Source organism: Methylomonas sp. LL1 (assembly GCF_015711015.1).
In the GTDB taxonomy this organism is placed as follows: domain Bacteria; phylum Pseudomonadota; class Gammaproteobacteria; order Methylococcales; family Methylomonadaceae; genus Methylomonas.
This window is the reverse complement of sequence record NZ_CP064653.1, coordinates 2,398,088-2,415,018: the sequence shown is the minus strand read 5'-3', so window position 1 is coordinate 2,415,018 and position 16,931 is coordinate 2,398,088. Positions and strand designations below refer to the sequence as shown.

General features: G+C 54.2%; 17 protein-coding genes. 14 read left to right on the top strand and 3 right to left on the bottom strand.

Annotated features, from left to right (window positions below; translation table 11 throughout):
• Positions 1-91 precede the first annotated feature (91 nt).
• Entirely contained in the window at positions 92-2,128 is a 2,037-nt protein-coding gene (locus tag IVG45_RS11245) for a TonB-dependent receptor (RefSeq protein ID WP_196437994.1), read from the bottom strand.
• Positions 2,129-2,550: 422 nt separating this feature from the next.
• Between IVG45_RS11245 and IVG45_RS11240 the strand changes: the two genes are divergently transcribed.
• The 3 genes from IVG45_RS11240 (at position 2,551) to IVG45_RS11230 (ending at position 4,689) form a co-directional block, all read left to right on the top strand.
• Positions 2,551-3,168: a LuxR C-terminal-related transcriptional regulator gene (locus IVG45_RS11240; RefSeq protein WP_196433942.1), complete on the top strand. Its 618-nt coding sequence runs from the start codon at positions 2,551-2,553 to the stop codon at positions 3,166-3,168.
• Between the two features lie 62 nt (positions 3,169-3,230).
• Positions 3,231-3,755 carry a PepSY domain-containing protein gene (locus IVG45_RS11235; protein WP_196433941.1) on the top strand — a complete coding sequence of 175 codons (525 nt, stop codon included), beginning with the start codon at positions 3,231-3,233 and terminating at the stop codon, positions 3,753-3,755.
• Positions 3,756-4,164: 409 nt separating this feature from the next.
• The gene (locus IVG45_RS11230; protein WP_196433940.1) at positions 4,165-4,689 is read left to right on the top strand and encodes an SRPBCC family protein; all 525 of its coding nucleotides are present in this window, start codon (positions 4,165-4,167) and stop codon (positions 4,687-4,689) included.
• Between the two features lie 101 nt (positions 4,690-4,790).
• Here IVG45_RS11230 and IVG45_RS11225 read toward each other — a convergent pair whose 3' ends face one another.
• Positions 4,791-5,447 carry a response regulator gene (locus tag IVG45_RS11225; RefSeq protein ID WP_196433939.1) on the bottom strand — a complete coding sequence of 219 codons (657 nt, stop codon included), beginning with the start codon at positions 5,445-5,447 and terminating at the stop codon, positions 4,791-4,793.
• A 350-nt stretch (positions 5,448-5,797) separates the two neighbouring features.
• Between IVG45_RS11225 and IVG45_RS11220 the strand changes: the two genes are divergently transcribed.
• From IVG45_RS11220 to IVG45_RS11200, 5 genes are all read left to right on the top strand, one after another.
• Positions 5,798-7,606, top strand: coding sequence for a methanol/ethanol family PQQ-dependent dehydrogenase (locus IVG45_RS11220; RefSeq protein WP_196433938.1), 1,809 nt, complete (start codon positions 5,798-5,800; stop codon positions 7,604-7,606).
• 97 nt (positions 7,607-7,703) lie between these two features.
• Positions 7,704-8,546 carry a methanol oxidation system protein MoxJ gene (gene moxJ, locus IVG45_RS11215; RefSeq protein WP_196433937.1) on the top strand — a complete coding sequence of 281 codons (843 nt, stop codon included), beginning with the start codon at positions 7,704-7,706 and terminating at the stop codon, positions 8,544-8,546.
• 16 nt (positions 8,547-8,562) lie between these two features.
• Entirely contained in the window at positions 8,563-9,039 is a 477-nt protein-coding gene (moxG, locus tag IVG45_RS11210) for a cytochrome c(L), periplasmic (protein ID WP_196433936.1), read from the top strand.
• 141 nt (positions 9,040-9,180) lie between these two features.
• Entirely contained in the window at positions 9,181-9,462 is a 282-nt protein-coding gene (locus IVG45_RS11205) for a methanol dehydrogenase [cytochrome c] subunit (RefSeq protein ID WP_196433935.1), read from the top strand.
• A 169-nt stretch (positions 9,463-9,631) separates the two neighbouring features.
• Positions 9,632-10,651: an AAA family ATPase gene (locus IVG45_RS11200; protein ID WP_196437993.1), complete on the top strand. Its 1,020-nt coding sequence runs from the start codon at positions 9,632-9,634 to the stop codon at positions 10,649-10,651.
• A gap of 542 nt (positions 10,652-11,193) precedes the next feature.
• On the opposite strand, the gene IVG45_RS11195 is transcribed toward IVG45_RS11200, so the two are convergent.
• Entirely contained in the window at positions 11,194-11,448 is a 255-nt protein-coding gene (locus IVG45_RS11195; protein WP_196433934.1) for a hypothetical protein, read from the bottom strand.
• Positions 11,449-11,845: 397 nt separating this feature from the next.
• Between IVG45_RS11195 and IVG45_RS11190 the strand changes: the two genes are divergently transcribed.
• Genes IVG45_RS11190 through IVG45_RS11165 form a run of 6 tightly spaced genes read left to right on the top strand, consistent with a single transcriptional unit; the run spans position 11,846 to position 16,753 of the window.
• A complete protein-coding gene (locus tag IVG45_RS11190) occupies positions 11,846-12,472 on the top strand; it encodes an MxaP protein (RefSeq protein WP_196433933.1) in 627 nt (208 codons plus the stop codon).
• Positions 12,473-12,476: 4 nt separating this feature from the next.
• Entirely contained in the window at positions 12,477-13,316 is an 840-nt protein-coding gene (locus IVG45_RS11185; RefSeq protein WP_196433932.1) for a DUF58 domain-containing protein, read from the top strand.
• Entirely contained in the window at positions 13,313-14,206 is an 894-nt protein-coding gene (locus IVG45_RS11180; protein ID WP_196433931.1) for a nonribosomal peptide synthetase MxaA, read from the top strand. Before IVG45_RS11185 ends, IVG45_RS11180 begins: the two co-directional genes overlap by 4 nt.
• Positions 14,203-15,189, top strand: coding sequence for a vWA domain-containing protein (locus IVG45_RS11175; protein ID WP_196433930.1), 987 nt, complete (start codon positions 14,203-14,205; stop codon positions 15,187-15,189). Before IVG45_RS11180 ends, IVG45_RS11175 begins: the two co-directional genes overlap by 4 nt.
• Positions 15,186-15,788, top strand: a complete 603-nt coding sequence (locus tag IVG45_RS11170; RefSeq protein WP_196437875.1) for an MxaK protein — start codon at positions 15,186-15,188, stop codon at positions 15,786-15,788. Before IVG45_RS11175 ends, IVG45_RS11170 begins: the two co-directional genes overlap by 4 nt.
• Positions 15,789-15,817: 29 nt before the next feature.
• Positions 15,818-16,753 carry a vWA domain-containing protein gene (locus IVG45_RS11165; protein WP_196437874.1) on the top strand — a complete coding sequence of 312 codons (936 nt, stop codon included), beginning with the start codon at positions 15,818-15,820 and terminating at the stop codon, positions 16,751-16,753.
• Positions 16,754-16,931: the final 178 nt, after the last annotated feature.

The window sequence follows — 16,931 nt, the reverse complement described above, 5'->3', positions numbered from 1 at the left end:
ATTGTAGCGTTTGATGTTTATTAAAAAGGCGCTGCCTGGTCGGGACGACAGCGCCGGGTTAGGCGTCGAATATCCGGTTTGCCTTACTCGCTCAATAACTCAATCTAAAACCCACTTCCGCGCCGCGTCCCGCTTCCGGTGCAAAGTTACGCAAATAAGACGTCGAGTTGCGGATGTTTTGATCCAGCAGATTGTTACCCTTGGCGAACAGCATCAGATTGGCGTCCCGGTAGGCCTTGATCTGATAGTTGACGCCGACATTCAGCAAAAAGTATCCAGCGGTCGAAGTCTCGAAATCGCCGGCATGCGGCTGGTCCTCGGCGCGGGTAAAGCGTAGAAAACTGGATAGTTTGTCCTTGTTGTAGTCCAGTTGCAGGCCATAACGTAACGGCGGCATTCTGGGCACGTCGCCACCGCCCACGAATTGGCCTCGGGTGTAGTCGCTGAACAGGGTCAGTTCCAACAGACCGTAACGGTTTTCCAGCATAGGCATGATCAGCTTGGCTTCATAGCCCTTGAAAATAGCGTCGCCTTGACCGCTGCTGACCACCGGTACGCAGCCCTCTTCGCAAGGATTGCCGTCTTGGTCGACGAATTCGCCGCTGCGTTGCTGAAAGATGTAATCGCTGGCCCAGTTGTGGAACAGATCGAACTCGGCGCGCAGCCAGTCGGTTTTGAGGCGATAGCCCAGGTCCAGATTGTAGGAGGTTTCTTCTTTCAGCGTGATGTCGCCCCGGTCGTAGCTGCGGGTGGCGTCATGGTAGCCATCGGACAGCAACTCCTGCACTTGCGGCGCCCTGGACGAGCGGGTGACAGCCAGATTCAGGCTATTACGGTTATCCAGTTTCCATAAGGCCGAAGCGGATGCGCTGACCGGGGTATAACTCAGGCCGGCGAGGCCGTCGGGACGAATATCGGTTTGCTCTACGCGGGTGCCGAGTTGATAGGTCACGGCGCCGATGTCGAAGGATTCCACCGCGAATACGCCGTAACTGGTGATGTCGGAGCGCGGCACGATGCTGTCGCCGCTTAGTTTCTCGATGGCGTTGAAGTTGCTGGACTGAGCTTGAAACCCAACCACGCCGCGCAAGGGTCCCAAGTCTTGATGGGTCAACTCCATTCGGCCTTCGTAAGTTTGGTTGGTGTAGAAGGCGCCGGGGTCGCCGTTGGCGATTTCGGTATGTTGATAATCGGTGTAGCCGAGCCGGGTGCGCAGGCTTTTGGCGAATTTAAACGGATTGTTCAATTCGCTTTTGAAATCGTATTTGTTCTGACGCATGGCGATTTGCACGGTTTCCTCGTCGGTGCCGTCCGGAGCGATGCCGTAGTTGTTGTTGACATTGTTGATCGAGGCGCCGGCAAAACCGAAGTCGTCGATCCAGGAAAGGCCTGCCGAGCCGCTGATGGCTTCGGCGCCGGTGTTGTTCAAATAGCCAACGGGATTATCGACCACTTCCAGGGACGGATCGGTAATTGCGACATTGGCGGTATCGATACCTCGGCCGCCTATATCCATATTATCCCGATGCCGATAGAAGCCATCCAGGTGATAGGCGATGTTGTCCTTGCCGCCTTCGATTTTCATCGCGGTGCTGGTCTCGTCGCTGGTGGAGTCGAAGCGTTGCTCCAGCGCGCCGCCCAATAATTTATCGGGCAGCTGCCCCGGAATGCGATTGTCGATCACGTTGACCACGCCGCCCATTGCGCCGCTGCCGTAGAGCAGGGTAGCCGGGCCGCGCAGCACTTCGATACGCTCGGCCAATAACGGTTCGACGCTACTGGTATGGTCGGGGCTGATCGCCGAGACATCATTGCCGCCGATACCGTTGCTCAGTACCCGTACCCGTGGTCCGGCCTGGCCGCGAATCACCGGAGTGCCGACGCCGGGACCGAAGGATTGGCTGCTGATGCCCAGTTCATCTTTCAGGGTTTCACCTATGCTGTGGCCGGTTTTCATCCGCAATTCGTCATCGCTCAGTACCGTCACCGGCATTGCGCTTTCGGATTGTTTCAAGGGCAGCGGCGAGGTAACGATCACCGGTTCCAATTCGGTGGGTGGCTGCTTTTCGGCTTGGGCCGGTAGGGCAAGGCTTCCTGACGCGGCCAGTAAAATGAGTTTTTTGTACATCATTAGTCCAAATCTACGGTTTTTGAATAAGGTTAATCTTGCATGGGGGCATGTGGAATAACGATCCGATGCTGTCCGGTTTTAGAGTCATCGGTTCAAGCTATTCTCGGCGAACCTTGCCCCTTTTCGTTCAGGCAAGCTATTCGCGTCCGCATCATGATTGTTACAATATAACATACCTCAAATTGTGATTCCATTCGAGTTGATTCATTTGTTTTATTCGTATCCGGCTTTCAGTACACTTTGATTTCATTTAAATCATCCCCACCAGTCCTATGCACAATTTCCCGCTTGATTTCTGTCTATTGGGTTGTCAGTCTGAATCCGGGGATTGTGCCGAACAATCAGCGAAAATCTGTCGGTCACTTGTGTGCGGGCAGTCGTCAGCCATGATCAGCGCATCGCGCTAACCTTCGACAAAAATGGCAATAGCACCTCTAACTTTGCTCGCATTCGGTTCCGCGTCGACTGTTGATCGAGATCGACTGGCGTTGGCCGGTGTCGAGCTGATAACGCTTGAATCTCCGCCACCGCCGGAGTTTGCCATCGACGGCATTGATTGTGTTTTGTTTGACGGCGAGGCCGGCGGCCGTTGGATCGTGGAGCAAATTAGCCGACTACGAAGGCTGAATCCCCAGTGCAAAATACTGGTGAGCTTGTCGGATTCCAGCCTGAATGCCGTGGATTTCTTGAAAGCCGGAGCGGTGGGTTTATTGAAGCAGCCCCAGACCGCCGAACAGTTCGTTGCCATTCTGGCGCGAATTCAGGCCGGGCATTTCCATCTCGATCAAGACATTGCCCAGCAATTGGCCCTGCGCCAGATCAAAAGACTTTTGGCGCCGTTTAGCCTTTTGACTTCGCGCGAGTTCGATGTGTTTTGCCTGCTTGCGGAAGGCTGTTCTTTGCAATCGATAGCCGAACAACTGGAGGTTAGCAGCAAGACGGTGTCCAATTGCCAATCTCACATCAAATCTAAGTTAGGTATCGAAAGCCGCGAAGCCATGTTTGAATTTGCAAAAACTCATGGCTTGATCGGTTGATTACGGCTATTATTCCCAAAAAATGGGAATTATTCCTCTTTATCACCCAACTGGAGATCGACATGAAAAAATCCGTTCTGAATATTGCCGTTTTAATCGGACTTGGCCTGGCGGCCGGTACTGCTCATGCCGTGGATCAAGGGCTGGAGAGCTGTGTGCGGGCCATAAAAAATGAAAAGGCGGGCGAGTTTGTCAAACTGGAAAAACTCAATGTTGCCGGTAAAGCGGTTTACGAATTTGAAATTCGCGATGCCAATCTAGCCGAATGGGAATTTATGTGCGATGCCGATAGCGGCAAAATCACCGAAAAGGAAAGCGAAGTGGCCGACCCGAATAGTCAAGCCTTCAAGAAAAACGTAAAAGTCACCGAGGAAGACGCAGCTAGCGTGGCCTTGAAGGCTGTGCCGGGAACGATCCAGGAAGTCGAATACGAAGTGGAGGAAAACGGAGCCTCCTCCTATGAATTCGACATTGTTAACGATAAGGCTGTCGAGACCAAGGTTGAAGTGGACGCAGCAACCGGCAAAGTCATCGAGACCTCTATCGAGGAATGGGAGATCGGCGAAGAATCCGACGAAAAACGTTGATAATCCTAGCTCATCCTTGAACAGGTTTGTACGCCGATTGCTATATCGTCCGCCGAGCGGAGTCGAATGCGAGTCGTTGATTTCGACGCCGCTCAATCAACGGCGGATTTTGTAGCGCGTAGTCAACGACGGTTTTTGGGGATGAGGTAAATGTATTGCCATACATTACCTTGGCGCTCGAGTGCGCGAGTCCCGGTAACACTTTTTCCGTCCTTCATCGTTGGATGGCAGTACGCTCCGGCGAACACGCCGCGCCTCTCCAAAGAGCCCCTTGTCATACCGGCAGTCGTAGCCCCGAGCAACCCACAAGCATAAAATGAAATTTACCCGCCGAATATCGGGAGCTATTCCCGATGCCGGCCGGCGGGTGTCGCCGATAATGAGCGTTTTTCAAAAAATCGGTATTACTATGCGACCTATCATTCTTGCCCTCTGTTCCCTGCTGGTTACCATGCCCGGCCACGCTCACGGCCCCACGCCGCAAAAAGCCAAGGAGTCGGTTGCGATTAATGCGCCGGTGGCCCAGGTTTGGGCGGCGGTCAAGCAATTCGACGCGATTGGCGACTGGCACCCGGACCTGAAAAAAAGCCAGGGCGACGGCAATAACCAGTCGGGCGGGGTGCGGACCCTGACTTTTCAGAATGACGAGACCTTGGTGGAAGAGCTGGATTTTTACAGCGAACAGGAACACGAGTACAGCTATCGCCTCAAAACCGAAAACAGCAAGGCTTTTCCCACCAGCTCCCATACCGTCGAGCTGAAGGTGGCCCATGGCGACAGCGCCGATAGCAGTGTCGTGACGCTAAAAAGCCGTTTTTATCGCGGCGATACCGGCAATACACCGCCGGATAACCTAAACGACGAAGCCGCCGTCAAAGCCATGACCCAGTTTTTCAAAAATGGCCTGAACGGTTTGAAGGCTAAGCTTGAATAAGAATGGTCAGTAGAGCTCCGGCGCATCGTAGCCGGATCATGATAGCGTTCATGGCGGGACAAACTCGTCATGAACGGACCAGTTGTGAATCTTTCCCGAACCTAGAACTCCGCGCTTTTCACGATGCCGTGGCGGTTGGCCAGCAGCGCCAGCTCCGACAGGGTTTTGATGCCCAGCTTTTCCTTGATGGCGGTGCTGTGATTGCATACCGTTTTATAGCTTAGGCATAATTTTTCGGCGGCCTTTCGGCTGGTCAGTCCGGTGGCCAGCAAACAGAAAATATCGAATTCGCGCGGCGACAGGGATTTGATTTTCGCCGTTTCGTCTTGATCGACCGCCGAGCTGATCGCCAGTTGTTGGGCCAGGTCGGGATCGACGTAGGTGCCGCCTTCCGCCAGCATGCATACGGCGGTAATTAGCGTTTCCGGGGCGTTATTCTTGGTGATGTAGCCCTTGGCGCCGGCCTTGATGGCGCGGGTGACGTAAACCAGCTCGTTATGGATGCTGAATACCAAAATCTTGCAATTTGCGTGTCGGTTCAGCAGGCGGCGAATGCTCTCCAGCCCGCCCAAGCCGGGCATCGATAAATCCATCACCACCACATCGGGCAATAGCCGGGAATACAACTGGCAGGCGCTTTCGCCGCGATCGGCTTCGTAAATTTCGCCGATGCGCTCGGAAAGCGATAGATAGGTTTTATAACCGGTTCTGACTACGGCGTGGTCGTCCACCAGTAGCACGTTGATTTTGCCTGGCACTCGATAGTTTCCTCTTGTAATAAGTATGGGATCAAATTTTTAGGTTTTTTACCTGCCCCATCTTGCCTATTTTTCTCGGGTTAAACCATGGGAGCTTTTCCTGTTTATCGCTGCGAATCGCGGGTTTTAGCATGGGAATTTTTCCAGGTGTTTTTTCGTTGAATTCCCGTTGGTTTTATGGATTCTTCCGTAACGGTGACCGGCGCGGTTTCTATAAGATTTGCACCAGCGTGGCCGGTGGGTCGATAACTTGTGATGTGGTTTGATCAACAAAGCTGTTTTTAAACAACTTCCTTTGACCCACGGCGCCACGCCTCATTATTAAAGCGATAAAAAATCCTGGAGGAAACATGCAACAACTCGATTTGCGCGTAGTAGGGAAAGCTGCCGCTTTAGTGGCGGGCGGCATCCTGAGCGTGACGCAACCGGCGCTGGCCAACAAGGAGCTGGAACAGCTCGCCAAGCAGAACACCAACTGGGTGATGCAGACTAAAGATTACGGTTCGACCCATTTCAGTGAAATGATCGACATCAACGCCAACAACGTCAAAAACCTGAAAGTGGCCTGGTCGTTTTCGACCGGCGTGTTGAACGGTCATGAAGGCGGGCCGCTGGTTGTAGACGGCATCATGTATGTGCATACCCCCTATCCGAACAATGTTTTCGCGATCAACCTGGACGAGCCCGACAAAATTTTGTGGCAGTTCAAGCCCAAGCAAAATCCGGCGGCTCGCGCGGTCGCTTGCTGCGACGTGGTCAACCGCGGCTTGGCTTATGCGCCGGCCGGCAAGGATTATCCGGCTACCATTTTCCTGAATCAGCTGGACGGCCATGTGGTGGCGATCAACGCCAAGACCGGCGAAGTGCTGTGGAAAATGGAAAACTCCGACATCGCGATGGGCTCGACGCTGACCGTCGCGCCGTTCGTGGTCAAGGACAAAGTCATCGTTGGTACTTCCGGTGCCGAGCTGGGCGTGCGTGGTTACGCCACAGCCTACAACATCAAGGACGGCAAGCAAGCCTGGCGGGTTTACGCCACTGGTCCGGACGAAGACATCAAACTGTCCAAGGACTTTAACAGCGCCAATCCACATTACGGCCAATTCGGTCTGGGTCTAAAAACCTGGGAAGGCGATGCCTGGAAAATCGGCGGCGGCACCAACTGGGGTTGGTACGCTTACGACAGCGATCTGGAAATGCTGTATTACGGTTCCGGCAATCCGGCGCCATGGAACGAAACCATGCGTCCCGGCGACAACAAATGGACCATGACCATCTGGGGCCGCGACGTTAATACCGGCGAAGCCAAGTTCGGCTATCAAAAAACTCCGCATGACGAGTGGGACTATGCCGGCGTCAACTACATGGGCTTGTCCGAGCAAATGGTCGACGGCAAGATGACCAAATTGTTGACCCACCCTGACCGTAACGGCTTGGTCTACACTCTGAATCGTGAGAATGGCAACTTGGTTAACGCCTTCAAAATCGACGACACCGTCAACTGGGTCAAGAAAGTCGACCTAAAAACCGGTCTGCCGATCCGCGATCCGGAGTATTCCACACACATGGATCACCAAGCCACAGGTATTTGTCCGTCGGCGATGGGTTATCACAACCAGGGTATCGAGTCTTACGACCCGAACAAAAAACTGTTCTTCATGGGCACCAACCATATCTGCATGGATTGGGAACCGTTCATGCTGCCTTACCGAGCCGGCCAGTTTTTCGTCGGCGCAACTTTGAACATGTATCCGGGGCCTAAAGGTACTCTGGGCCAGGTTAAAGCCATGAACGCGGTTACCGGCAAGATGGAATGGGAAGTTCAGGAAAAATTCGCGGTTTGGGGCGGTACCACTGCTACCGCCGGCGACTTGGTGTTCTACGGCACCCTGGACGGCTACATCAAGGCTAGACATTCCAAAACCGGCGAAGAGCTGTGGAAGTTCAAACTGCCTTCCGGCGTCATTGGTCACCCGATCACCTATAAGCACGACAACAAGCAATACGTGGCGATTTATTACGGTGTCGGCGGCTGGCCCGGCGTTGGTCTGGTATTCGATCTGGCTGATCCGACTGCCGGTCTGGGCGCGGTGGGTGCGTTCAAGGAATTGGCGCACTACACCCAAATGGGCGGCGGCGTGATGGTGTTCTCGCTGTAAGGCAAGAGCCCCTAAAATCGTAGGGTGGGCACAATGTGCCCACCGTTTTCGCCACCAGGTGGGCACGGCGTGCCCACCCTACGTTGAATCGAAATTCATGAAAGCACCAATACACCTATTAACCGCGCTGGCCTTGGGTCTGGGTTTGGCATCAGCGCAGGCCGAGCAGGCGACTCTGAAAGTCTGCTCGGCCGAAAACGAAATGCCTTATTCCAACAAGGACGGCGATGGTTTCGAGAATAAGCTGGCGCAGTACATTGCCCAGCAAATGGGGCGCAAGCTGGAAATCGTCAGCTGGACCGACCCACGTTACTTCATCCGCGACTATGTCGACAAGGGCTTGTGCGACGTGGTGATGGGCGTCGATCACGGCGATCCGAGGCTGTATACCACCGTGCCTTATTACCGCTCCGGCTACGTGTTTGTCAGCCGGGAAAAGGATGGATTGGACCTGCAAAACTGGGATAGCGAAGCCTTGAAGAAAGCTCAACGTATCGCTTTCGTGCCCGGCACTCCGGCGGAAACCATGCTGCGGAGCATAGGCCGTTACAACGATATGTTCAATTACCAGCATGAATTGGCCGGCTTTAAGTCCAAGCGCAACCAGTACGTCAAATACGAAAACGACAAACTGGTCAACGAAGTCGCTTCGGGTAAGGCCGAAGTGGCGGTGTTATGGGGACCGGCGGCGGCGCGTTACGTCAAATCGGCTGCCACGCCACTGACCATGACGGTGATTCCCGATAACAACAAACGTTCCGACGGCGAGAAAGTCGGCTTCCACTACAGCACGGCGATAGGCGTGCGTAAGGGCGAGGTGGCCTTGTTGGAACAGTTGAACAAATTGATCAGAGATAAACAGGACGAGATCGCGGAACTCCTGGAAGCGGAAGGCATTCCGCTGCTGGACGAACCCGAAACCGCCTTGTCCATGAACTAACAGGAATTATTTTTCAATGAAATTACAAACATTTTTCAAGGGTGCTCTAGTGACCTTGGCTTTTGCGGCGGCTTCGTCCGCCCAGGCCGACATTACCCTGCGTCACGCCTTGACCGGCGAAGTGCTGGACTTGAGCTTCGCCAAGAAGGGGGGGCATACCGATAAATTCAAGCAATTTATGCAAACCGGTAAGAATCCCTACAACGGCGACGAAGAAGCGGTTAAAAAAGGCGAAAGTCTGTACATGACCGGCTGTTCAGGCTGTCATGGTCACGAGGCCGAAGGCAAACTCGGCCCCGGCCTGGCGGACGATTATTGGACTTATCCGCGTAACGCCAACGACCAAGGCTTGTTCGAGCTGTTGTTCGGCGGTGCCAACGGCATGATGGGGCCGCAATACGTCAATTTCAGTACCGACGACATGCTGCATATCATGGCGTTTATCCGGCACATCTACAAAGGCGATCCCAAGAAAGCCGAATGGTTGAAATAAATGCTTAGTCGACTCGTTCCCACGCGCCGCGTGGGAACGCCGATTTACCGCGTTGCGGTGGCGATTTTGCCGCAGCGCGGCCAAGCCCTGTATTCCCACGCAGCGCGTGGGAACTAGGACACAAATTATCAGGAGATCAACATGAAGAAACTATTGATATTGAGCGCAACACTTTTTGTTTTGGGTTTGTCCGGTTCGGCAAACGCCTACGACGGCACCAAATGCAAGGAACCCGGCGTCTGCTGGGAACCCAAGCCCGGTTATCCCGCACAAGTGGCCGGCAGTAAATACGACCCCAAACACGATCCCAACGAGTTGAACAAACAATCGCAATCGATCAAGGAAATGGAAGAACGTAATGCCAAGCGCACGGAAGTTCTAGCGAAAACCGGCAAGTTCGTTTACGACGTCGAAGGCCAATAATCGCTAGCACGGGCCATTGCCTCGTAAGGCGAAGCCTGGTCATAAGCAGGTTTCCCCGTGCTGATGGATTATCGGCGTTAGCGCTAACGGATTTTTCAGCAAACGCCACCCCTTCAAGATAAGACCACTCTGCTCCGGCAAAGCAATGCGCCGGAGTTTTTTTATGAGCATGAATACAGAACATCAACTCGGCGATTGGCGCGACAAGGCGCTTCGTTTCGAGCAACAGATCAACCGCACCGTGATCGGCCAGCGCCAAGCCGTGCGCGACCTGCTGCTGGCGGTCTTCGCCCGCGGCCATGTATTGCTGGAAGGCCAGGTCGGCGTCGGCAAGACCACCTTGCTGCGGGCCATGGCGCAAGGCTTGGGCGGTCAATATCAACGCATCGAAGGCACCATAGACCTGATGCCGTCCGATCTCGTCTATTACACCTATTTGAACAGCGACGGCCGGCCGTGCGTCGATCCGGGGCCCTTGCTAAAACAGGGCGAAAAGCTGGCTATCTTTTTCTTCAACGAAATCAACCGCGCCCGGCCGCAGGTGCATTCCTTACTGCTGAGGGTGATGGCCGAACGCAGCGTCAGCGCCTTCAACCGCGATTATCAGATGCCGCATGTGCAGGTGTTCGCCGATCGAAACCGGGTGGAAAAGGAAGAAACCTTCGAACTGCCGGCGGCGGCTCGCGACCGCTTCATGATGGAAATCAGCATCGATACCCCGGAAGAAGGCGCCGTGCTGGATGCCCTGATGTTCGATCCGCGCTTTCATGATGTCGATACCTTGGTGGCCGGGATAGACAGCGACATCATCGCCTATTACCGGCTCAACGAACTGGCGGCGCTGATTCAGCAAAATATCCAAACCAGCCCGACCTTGCACCGTTACGCCCTGGAGTTATGGAAAGCCAGCAGCCGACCGGAGCAATATGGCATCCGTCTCGGCGATGTCGAGATGGGGCAATTGATACAGGCCGGCGCCAGCCCCAGGGGCATGAGTTACTTCATCCGCGCCGCCAAGGTTAGGGCTTGGCTGGAGGGCCGGGATATGTTGTTGCCGGAAGACATGCAGGCGGTTTTTCAAGTGACGATGGCGCATCGGATATTTTTGAATCCGATGTATGGGTATCGGAAGGAGGAGTTGATGCCGGTTTTGGTGAAAGGGATTTTGGAAAATATTGCCGCACCGTAATAGTGGTGTTGGGGCTTTTAGATTGTGTAGCCCGGAATAAGCCGATAGGCGTTTCCGGGGAAGGCTTTGAATGGATTGTAGGTTTGCGGTTTGGTGTCGCTATCGCGACGGGTTGTTTTAATGCCGGTTCCCGCACCGGCGAGCGGGATACTTTCTTTTGCTCCGCCAAAAGAAAGTATCCAAAGAAAAGGCGGCCCCGATGCCGCTTTGATTCTGCGCTCCGAGGTGTTTGAACGGGGTTGTCTGAAGGGGCTTCCCAGCCCCTGCAGACAACGCGATGCATCCCTGCATCGCCCCTGTCGGGCTAATCCGTTCAAACACCTCGGTGCTCGGCGCGGCATAAGGGGATAAACCCCGTCCGGTGATTTGACGGTTTGTCAGCAAGAGCAGATACATGCTTTTCTGATTCCCAAACTCAAGTTTGGGAACGTCATCTTGGAAGCTACTGCTTCCTATGTTTTGAAAACTGGAGTTTTCAAGGTTGTGCTAACCAAGCTGGAGCTTGGTTAGCAGAGGGACTATTTTGGGGGGAGAGAGGTTGGTTAGAAGTTTTGTGAGTCGGATGCTGCTAAGTGATTCGCTAACGGTTCTTCCAGATCAACGATTGCATATATACCCCATTCGAGTCCAGCTTGAATCAATATATCTTGCTCGATTTTTGATGCTGATTCGTTTAGAACCTTTTTAGCAATTTTTATGTAATCAACTCCTTCAAGTGGTTTTTGGGGTGAGTTTTCAATGAAGTATTTGGATGAAAGTTTTGAAGCCGTGTCGCGATCTAATGTAAGGGTAGTCATTTCAAATCCTATTGGTATAAAACGGCAATTTTATCGACATGCCTAATATTGTCAACTAATTGTTTTTAAAGGAAAAACGCGTCAATTGACACGGTGCCAGAGATTGTCGAATGGGGGTTTGGGTGGTATTCCCCTTATGCCGCGCCGAGCACCGGAATGTTTGGCGGGATTCGCCCGAAGGGGTGCGGCAAGGATGCCGCACGTTGCTTGCAGGGGCTGGGATGCCCCTTCAAGCAACCCCCGACAAACTTTTCGGAGCGCAGGATCAAAGCGGCATCGGGGTGTCTTTTCTTTTGGATACTTTTCTTTGGACAAGCAAAGAAAAGTATCCCGTCTGTCGGTACGGGAACCGACTACTAAAAATCCGTCGCGATAGCGACACATAAATAAGATGCCCATGACCATCAAAGAACTAACCCAAAAAATCATCCCCAAATCCGGCCTAAGCCACTACGCCGAAACCTACCTCACTTGGGCCGGTGTCGGCCTGATCGGCTCCTTCGTCGCCACTTCGCTGGACGGACAGGCCGAATTGGCCTACGCCGCCTATTACACAAACGCGGTCAATGACGCGGTCGGTTACAACTTCTGGATTTTATTGGCGGTGATCGGTCTGCTGCTGTTCTGCATCAGTCTGCCGGCGATTTATCTGTCGCTGCACCTGCCGCAAGCGCAGTGGCTGGCCAATCAACTAAGACGACTCAGCTACACCTTCTTTCTGGTCGCCTTCGACGAGGGTGGTTTGATGATAGGCATACTGATCGCCAATTTTCTGCATACCAGCGACAAGATGGCGCTGCTGGCCGATAAGTCGTTCTTGTTCAGCGATGTCGGCCTGTTTTCGATTTTAGCCCTGGCTTTCGTGAATTCGTTTTTATGGCTGCTGGGCGAATCGATTCATAACCGCGACGACAAAAGCTATTCCGGCGTGGTCAGCCTGCTGATGAATGCGCCGATCAAATATCTGGCGCCGGGCTATCTGAGCGTTGGCGGCATCGTGCTGTATCTGGTCGTCAATCAATAAGGCCATGACTCAAGCCATCGAATCGTTTCATTACCGGTTGGCGCATTCGGGTTACAGCGTGTTTCCCGGCGCTCATCCTGGACAAATGGTCGGTAGTGGTCAGTTGTTCAAACGCCACGAACCCTTGCTGGCCAGCCCCGATCCGCGCCGTATCGATCTGCGCGCCAGTTTGCTCGATCCCTTCAATAGCTATAGGGTGCGGGTGTTTCAACAGCACAGCAAACTATCGGTGACCGTGATCGCCGACCTATCGGCGTCGATGACAGGCAGATTGCCGATGCTAGCCGATTTCCTGCTGTCGGCCGCGCAATCGGCCTTGCAGCTGGGCGATACTTTCGGTTTCATCGGCTGCGGACCCAGCCTGGATCACCGCTGGCTGTTGCCGGCCGGACCTGCCATGGAGCCGGTACGGGAAATGTCGCGGCGCTTAACCGGCCTGAAGGCGAGTGGTACGGCCGACAGCCTGGAGCGGATCGCGCCCTTATTGCCCAAGCGGCGATCCTTGTTGTTCTTGGTGTCCGATTGTCATTTTTCGTTGACCAGGCTGCGGCAAATCCTGCAACCCTTGGCTCCTCATGCCGTGGTGCCCGTGGTTTGGTGGGACGAGGCCGAATACCAGGATTTGCCGGAATGGGGCTTGGTCAGATTCCTGGATGCGGAAAGCCGGCGCGCCAGAACCTTGCTGATGCGGCCTGATTTGAAGCAACACATCATTCAAGACTTCGAACAACGCCGGGCGGCCTTGCGGCAGACCTTTCGTTCGTTCGGCATGGAGCCCATGTTTTTGAGCGGTGCTTATCGGGCGGAGTCGCTGACGCAATATTTTCAACGGCATATCTTATGAAAAGCCGTCTATCTATTTTGTTGATTTGTGCCTTGTTGAGCGCGTGTTCCGGATTCTCGTCCCAGCCCATCAGCCGTTTCGAGCTGCAAACACCGCGTCCTTTCGGTTATCTGATCGGCGATGAAATTCGCCACCGGGTGGTCGTCGAAACTCGCACAGAAATGAGCCTGAACCCGAACAGCGTTCCAAAACAAGGCGAAATCAATCGCTGGCTGAATCTGAACCGGGTAACAATCGAGACCGATGGCGAGACCGGCGATACGGTCATCGACTTGGTGTATCAGGTGTTCTACGCCCCCAACGAAGTCAAGATGCTGGTCGTCCCCGGCTTTACCCTGCAATTCAAGCAGGCCGGCAAGCGCGTCGAGCAAGCCGTGCCTTCCTGGAATTTCACCTTGTCGCCGATCAAGGAACTGGCGGTCAGAAAGGACGAGGGCGGTCTGAACTATATGCGTCCGGACGCCTTGCCTATGCCCTTGCCGACTCAAACTCAATGGATGGGAATCTATGCGAGCCTGACGCTGGCCCTGTCCACGGCCGGCTATCTGGCCTATTTGTATGGCTATTTCCCGGCCTGGCCGAAACGGCGCATCTTCAAGCGCGCGGCCGGCGAACTGTCGCGGCTGTCGGAACGGGAGCTGGAGCGCGGCTTGGCCGTGATTCATCATGCCTTGAATACCCTGAACGGCCGGCCCTTATTCAAACACAAGCTGAGCGAATTTTACCAAGCGCATCCCGAATATCGCGGCGCCACCGAATCCATGGATTGGTTCTTTAATTTCTCCAACCAGGTGCTGTTCGCCGGCAAACAAGACTTCGGCCTCGAAGATTGGCGCAAACTGAACGACTTATGCCGGCTGTGCCGGGATATCGAGTGCGGCAGGCTATGAATAATCTGGCATTCGAAACACCCTGGGTATTATCGGGTTTGCTGTTGATGCTGGTGCCTCTGCTGCGTAGCGGCATGCGGACCGCGCCGTATCCGTGGCTGGAGATGCTGCCGGCCGATCCATTGTCGCAAACACTGACGATATTGATCCGCCTGCTGGGCATGGCGGCGTTGGCCGCGCTTTTTTTGGGCTTGTCCGGTATGTATATGAAGGAGCAGAAAATCGAACGCATAGGCCACGGCGCCAATATCGTGTTGTTGCTGGATAGAAGCAATAGCATGGACAATAGTTTCGCCGGCAAGGCGCCGAGCGGATCGGAACAGTCCAAGGCCGATGCGGCGCGCCGGCTGCTGAACGAGTTCGTCGATCACCGGGAACACGATTTGATCGGCGTCGCCGAATACAGTACTTCGCCGCTGTTCGTGATGCCCTTGACCGAGAATAAACAGGCAATACGCGCCGCCATCGATGCCACGGCCAATCCGGCGCTGGCCTATACCAACATCAGCAAGGGTTTGGGGCTGGCCTTGTCGTTTTTTGATCATCAAACCGTTAGCGGATCGCGTATCGTATTGTTGGTATCCGACGGCGCGGCGGTGATAGACCCGGATAGCGAAGCAGCCTTGCGGGTGTTGTTCAAACAACAGCAGGTGCGTCTGTACTGGCTGTTCCTGCGTACCGACAACAGCCCCGGCATTTTCGCCGAGCCCGAAGACAGTCGCGACGACAATGCTCAGGCTATGCCGGAACTTTACCTGCACCGCTTCTTTTCCAGTCTGAATATCCCCTACCAGGCCTACGAAGCCGAAAACCCAGGCGCGATGCAAAAAGCCATTGCCGACATCAATCGTCTGGAACAGTTGCCGCTGCATTACCTGGAAGCTATCCCCAAGCGCGATTTATCGGGAGTGTGCTACGGCTGGCTGGCGGGCTTGATCGCCTTGTTGCTGGGTTTGAAATTATGCGAGGTCGGAAACGGATGAGAGCCTTGAAACATCGAATGATTTGGGCGCTGCTGCTGGCGAGTCTGTCGCTAGGCGTTTTTCAATGCTGGAGTCTGTATCGCGTTCACCGGGAAAACCAGTTGATCGCCGATTGGGTAGGATGGGCTAAGCAAGGCGCAGCCCATCAATCGCGTAAAGATGGCGATGGGCTTCCTGACGTCAGCCCATCCTACGGTAATTCACCACAAGTCCGTCTGGCTCGCGCGGTGTATTTGCGGCAAAAGCAGCGTTACGACGAAGCGCTGGATACCTTGAGCCTGATCGTGGGGCAGGGCGATATCCGCTTGCAGTCTCAGAGCCGCTACAACCTGGGCAATGTCTATCTGACTCAAGCGATGGTGGAAGTCGAAGCCGGCAGCATCAATCAGGCCATGCCGTTGCTGACGCTGGCCAAACAGGCTTACCGACAGGCGCTGACGCTGGATAGCGGCTTCTGGGATGCCAAATACAACCTGGAACTGGCGATGCGCCTTTTGCCTGAGTTCGACCGTATTAGCCCTGCCGAGCCTGATAACGATGCCGCCAAGCCTTCGCAGCTGTGGACCACGGTGCCGGGATTTCCGCGCGGCTTGCCGTAGCCTTTTGCCTTTTCTCCTGATCCAACACCATGAATTTCAGCACCTTATTAAAAGACTACCGCTTCTGGTGCCTGAGCCTGTCGCTATTGGCATTGCTGGTCATGGTCTTGTATCCGACACAAATACAAAAACAGCCGGTTTATAAGCTGATCTTCGTCGTCGACATCACCCGCAGCATGAATGCCGAGGATTATCGTGTCGGCGACAAGGCGATTAGCCGCCTGGAATTCGTCAAACACAGTCTGCGAGATTTGATCGGCCGTTTACCCTGCCAGTCCCAAGTCGGTCTAGGCGTATTCACCGAACGCCGTTCGACGATATTGTTCGAGCCGGTGGAAGTCTGTTCCGGTTACGCCGAGCTGGATAAAAGCATAGACTCGTTGGATTGGCGAATGGCCTGGGCGGCGGACAGCCGCATCGCCGGCGGCCTGTTGAATGCGATGTCTTTACTGAAAGACAAGGAAACCACGCTGGTATTCATCAGCGACGGCCAGGAGGCGCCGCCGTTGAATTCGCGCTATCGGACCGATTTCGCCGAGGTCAAGGGTAAGCTCAAGGGCTTGATCGTCGGTACCGGCGGCTTGCAGCCGGTGGCGATTCCAAAATTCGACGCCAAGGGGCAACGCATAGGCGTTTACGAGCCGGACGACGTCCCGCACCGTTCAAGCTTTGGCGAATCCGATCTCAATCCGGAAAAAATCGAAGGTTACGACGCCCGCAACGCGCCGTTCGGGAAGCAGGCGGCGACAGGCTCCGAACACCTCAGCGCCTTGCAGGAAGGCTATTTGCAACAATTGGCGGCCGAAAGCGGTTTGGCGTATCACCGCTTGCAAACCAGCGAAGCCTTGGAAGGTGCTCTACTCAATACCGAGTTTGCCTTGATAACCGATTTGGATGCGGATATCCGGGGATATTATGCTTCAGCCGTTTTGCTGTTGCTGATGTTGATTTGGGTGGGTAAATGAAGCCGAGGTTCTCGTCGCCGCTAGCGTTTGACGCAAGATAACGCTCCCTAATTCGTGTCGGTATTGACCATTAAGATGGACAAAAATGCAACCTTAAATTTCACTGGTTTGCGGCATTTTTGCCGACTGCGATTTCACACTTGCACATAATCCCCTATACTCAAGTTTCTGTTACAAC

Bases quoted from the DNA above. Each gene is read 5' to 3' on its own strand.
- IVG45_RS11230 (WP_196433940.1), top strand. From the start codon at position 4,165: ATGCGACCTATCATTCTTGCCCTCTGTTCCCTGCTGGTTACCATGCCC.
- IVG45_RS11200 (WP_196437993.1), top strand. From the start codon at position 9,632: ATGAATACAGAACATCAACTCGGCGATTGGCGCGACAAGGCGCTTCGT.
- IVG45_RS11185 (WP_196433932.1), top strand. From the start codon at position 12,477: ATGACTCAAGCCATCGAATCGTTTCATTACCGGTTGGCGCATTCGGGT.
- IVG45_RS11170 (WP_196437875.1), top strand. From the start codon at position 15,186: ATGAGAGCCTTGAAACATCGAATGATTTGGGCGCTGCTGCTGGCGAGT.
- IVG45_RS11180 (WP_196433931.1), top strand. From the start codon at position 13,313: ATGAAAAGCCGTCTATCTATTTTGTTGATTTGTGCCTTGTTGAGCGCG.
- IVG45_RS11205 (WP_196433935.1), top strand. From the start codon at position 9,181: ATGAAGAAACTATTGATATTGAGCGCAACACTTTTTGTTTTGGGTTTG.
- IVG45_RS11195 (WP_196433934.1), bottom strand. From the start codon at position 11,448: ATGACTACCCTTACATTAGATCGCGACACGGCTTCAAAACTTTCATCC.
- IVG45_RS11235 (WP_196433941.1), top strand. From the start codon at position 3,231: ATGAAAAAATCCGTTCTGAATATTGCCGTTTTAATCGGACTTGGCCTG.
- IVG45_RS11220 (WP_196433938.1), top strand. From the start codon at position 5,798: ATGCAACAACTCGATTTGCGCGTAGTAGGGAAAGCTGCCGCTTTAGTG.
- moxG (WP_196433936.1), top strand. From the start codon at position 8,563: ATGAAATTACAAACATTTTTCAAGGGTGCTCTAGTGACCTTGGCTTTT.
- IVG45_RS11165 (WP_196437874.1), top strand. From the start codon at position 15,818: ATGAATTTCAGCACCTTATTAAAAGACTACCGCTTCTGGTGCCTGAGC.
- IVG45_RS11190 (WP_196433933.1), top strand. From the start codon at position 11,846: ATGACCATCAAAGAACTAACCCAAAAAATCATCCCCAAATCCGGCCTA.
- IVG45_RS11240 (WP_196433942.1), top strand. From the start codon at position 2,551: ATGGCAATAGCACCTCTAACTTTGCTCGCATTCGGTTCCGCGTCGACT.
- IVG45_RS11245 (WP_196437994.1), bottom strand. From the start codon at position 2,128: ATGTACAAAAAACTCATTTTACTGGCCGCGTCAGGAAGCCTTGCCCTA.
- IVG45_RS11175 (WP_196433930.1), top strand. From the start codon at position 14,203: ATGAATAATCTGGCATTCGAAACACCCTGGGTATTATCGGGTTTGCTG.
- moxJ (WP_196433937.1), top strand. From the start codon at position 7,704: ATGAAAGCACCAATACACCTATTAACCGCGCTGGCCTTGGGTCTGGGT.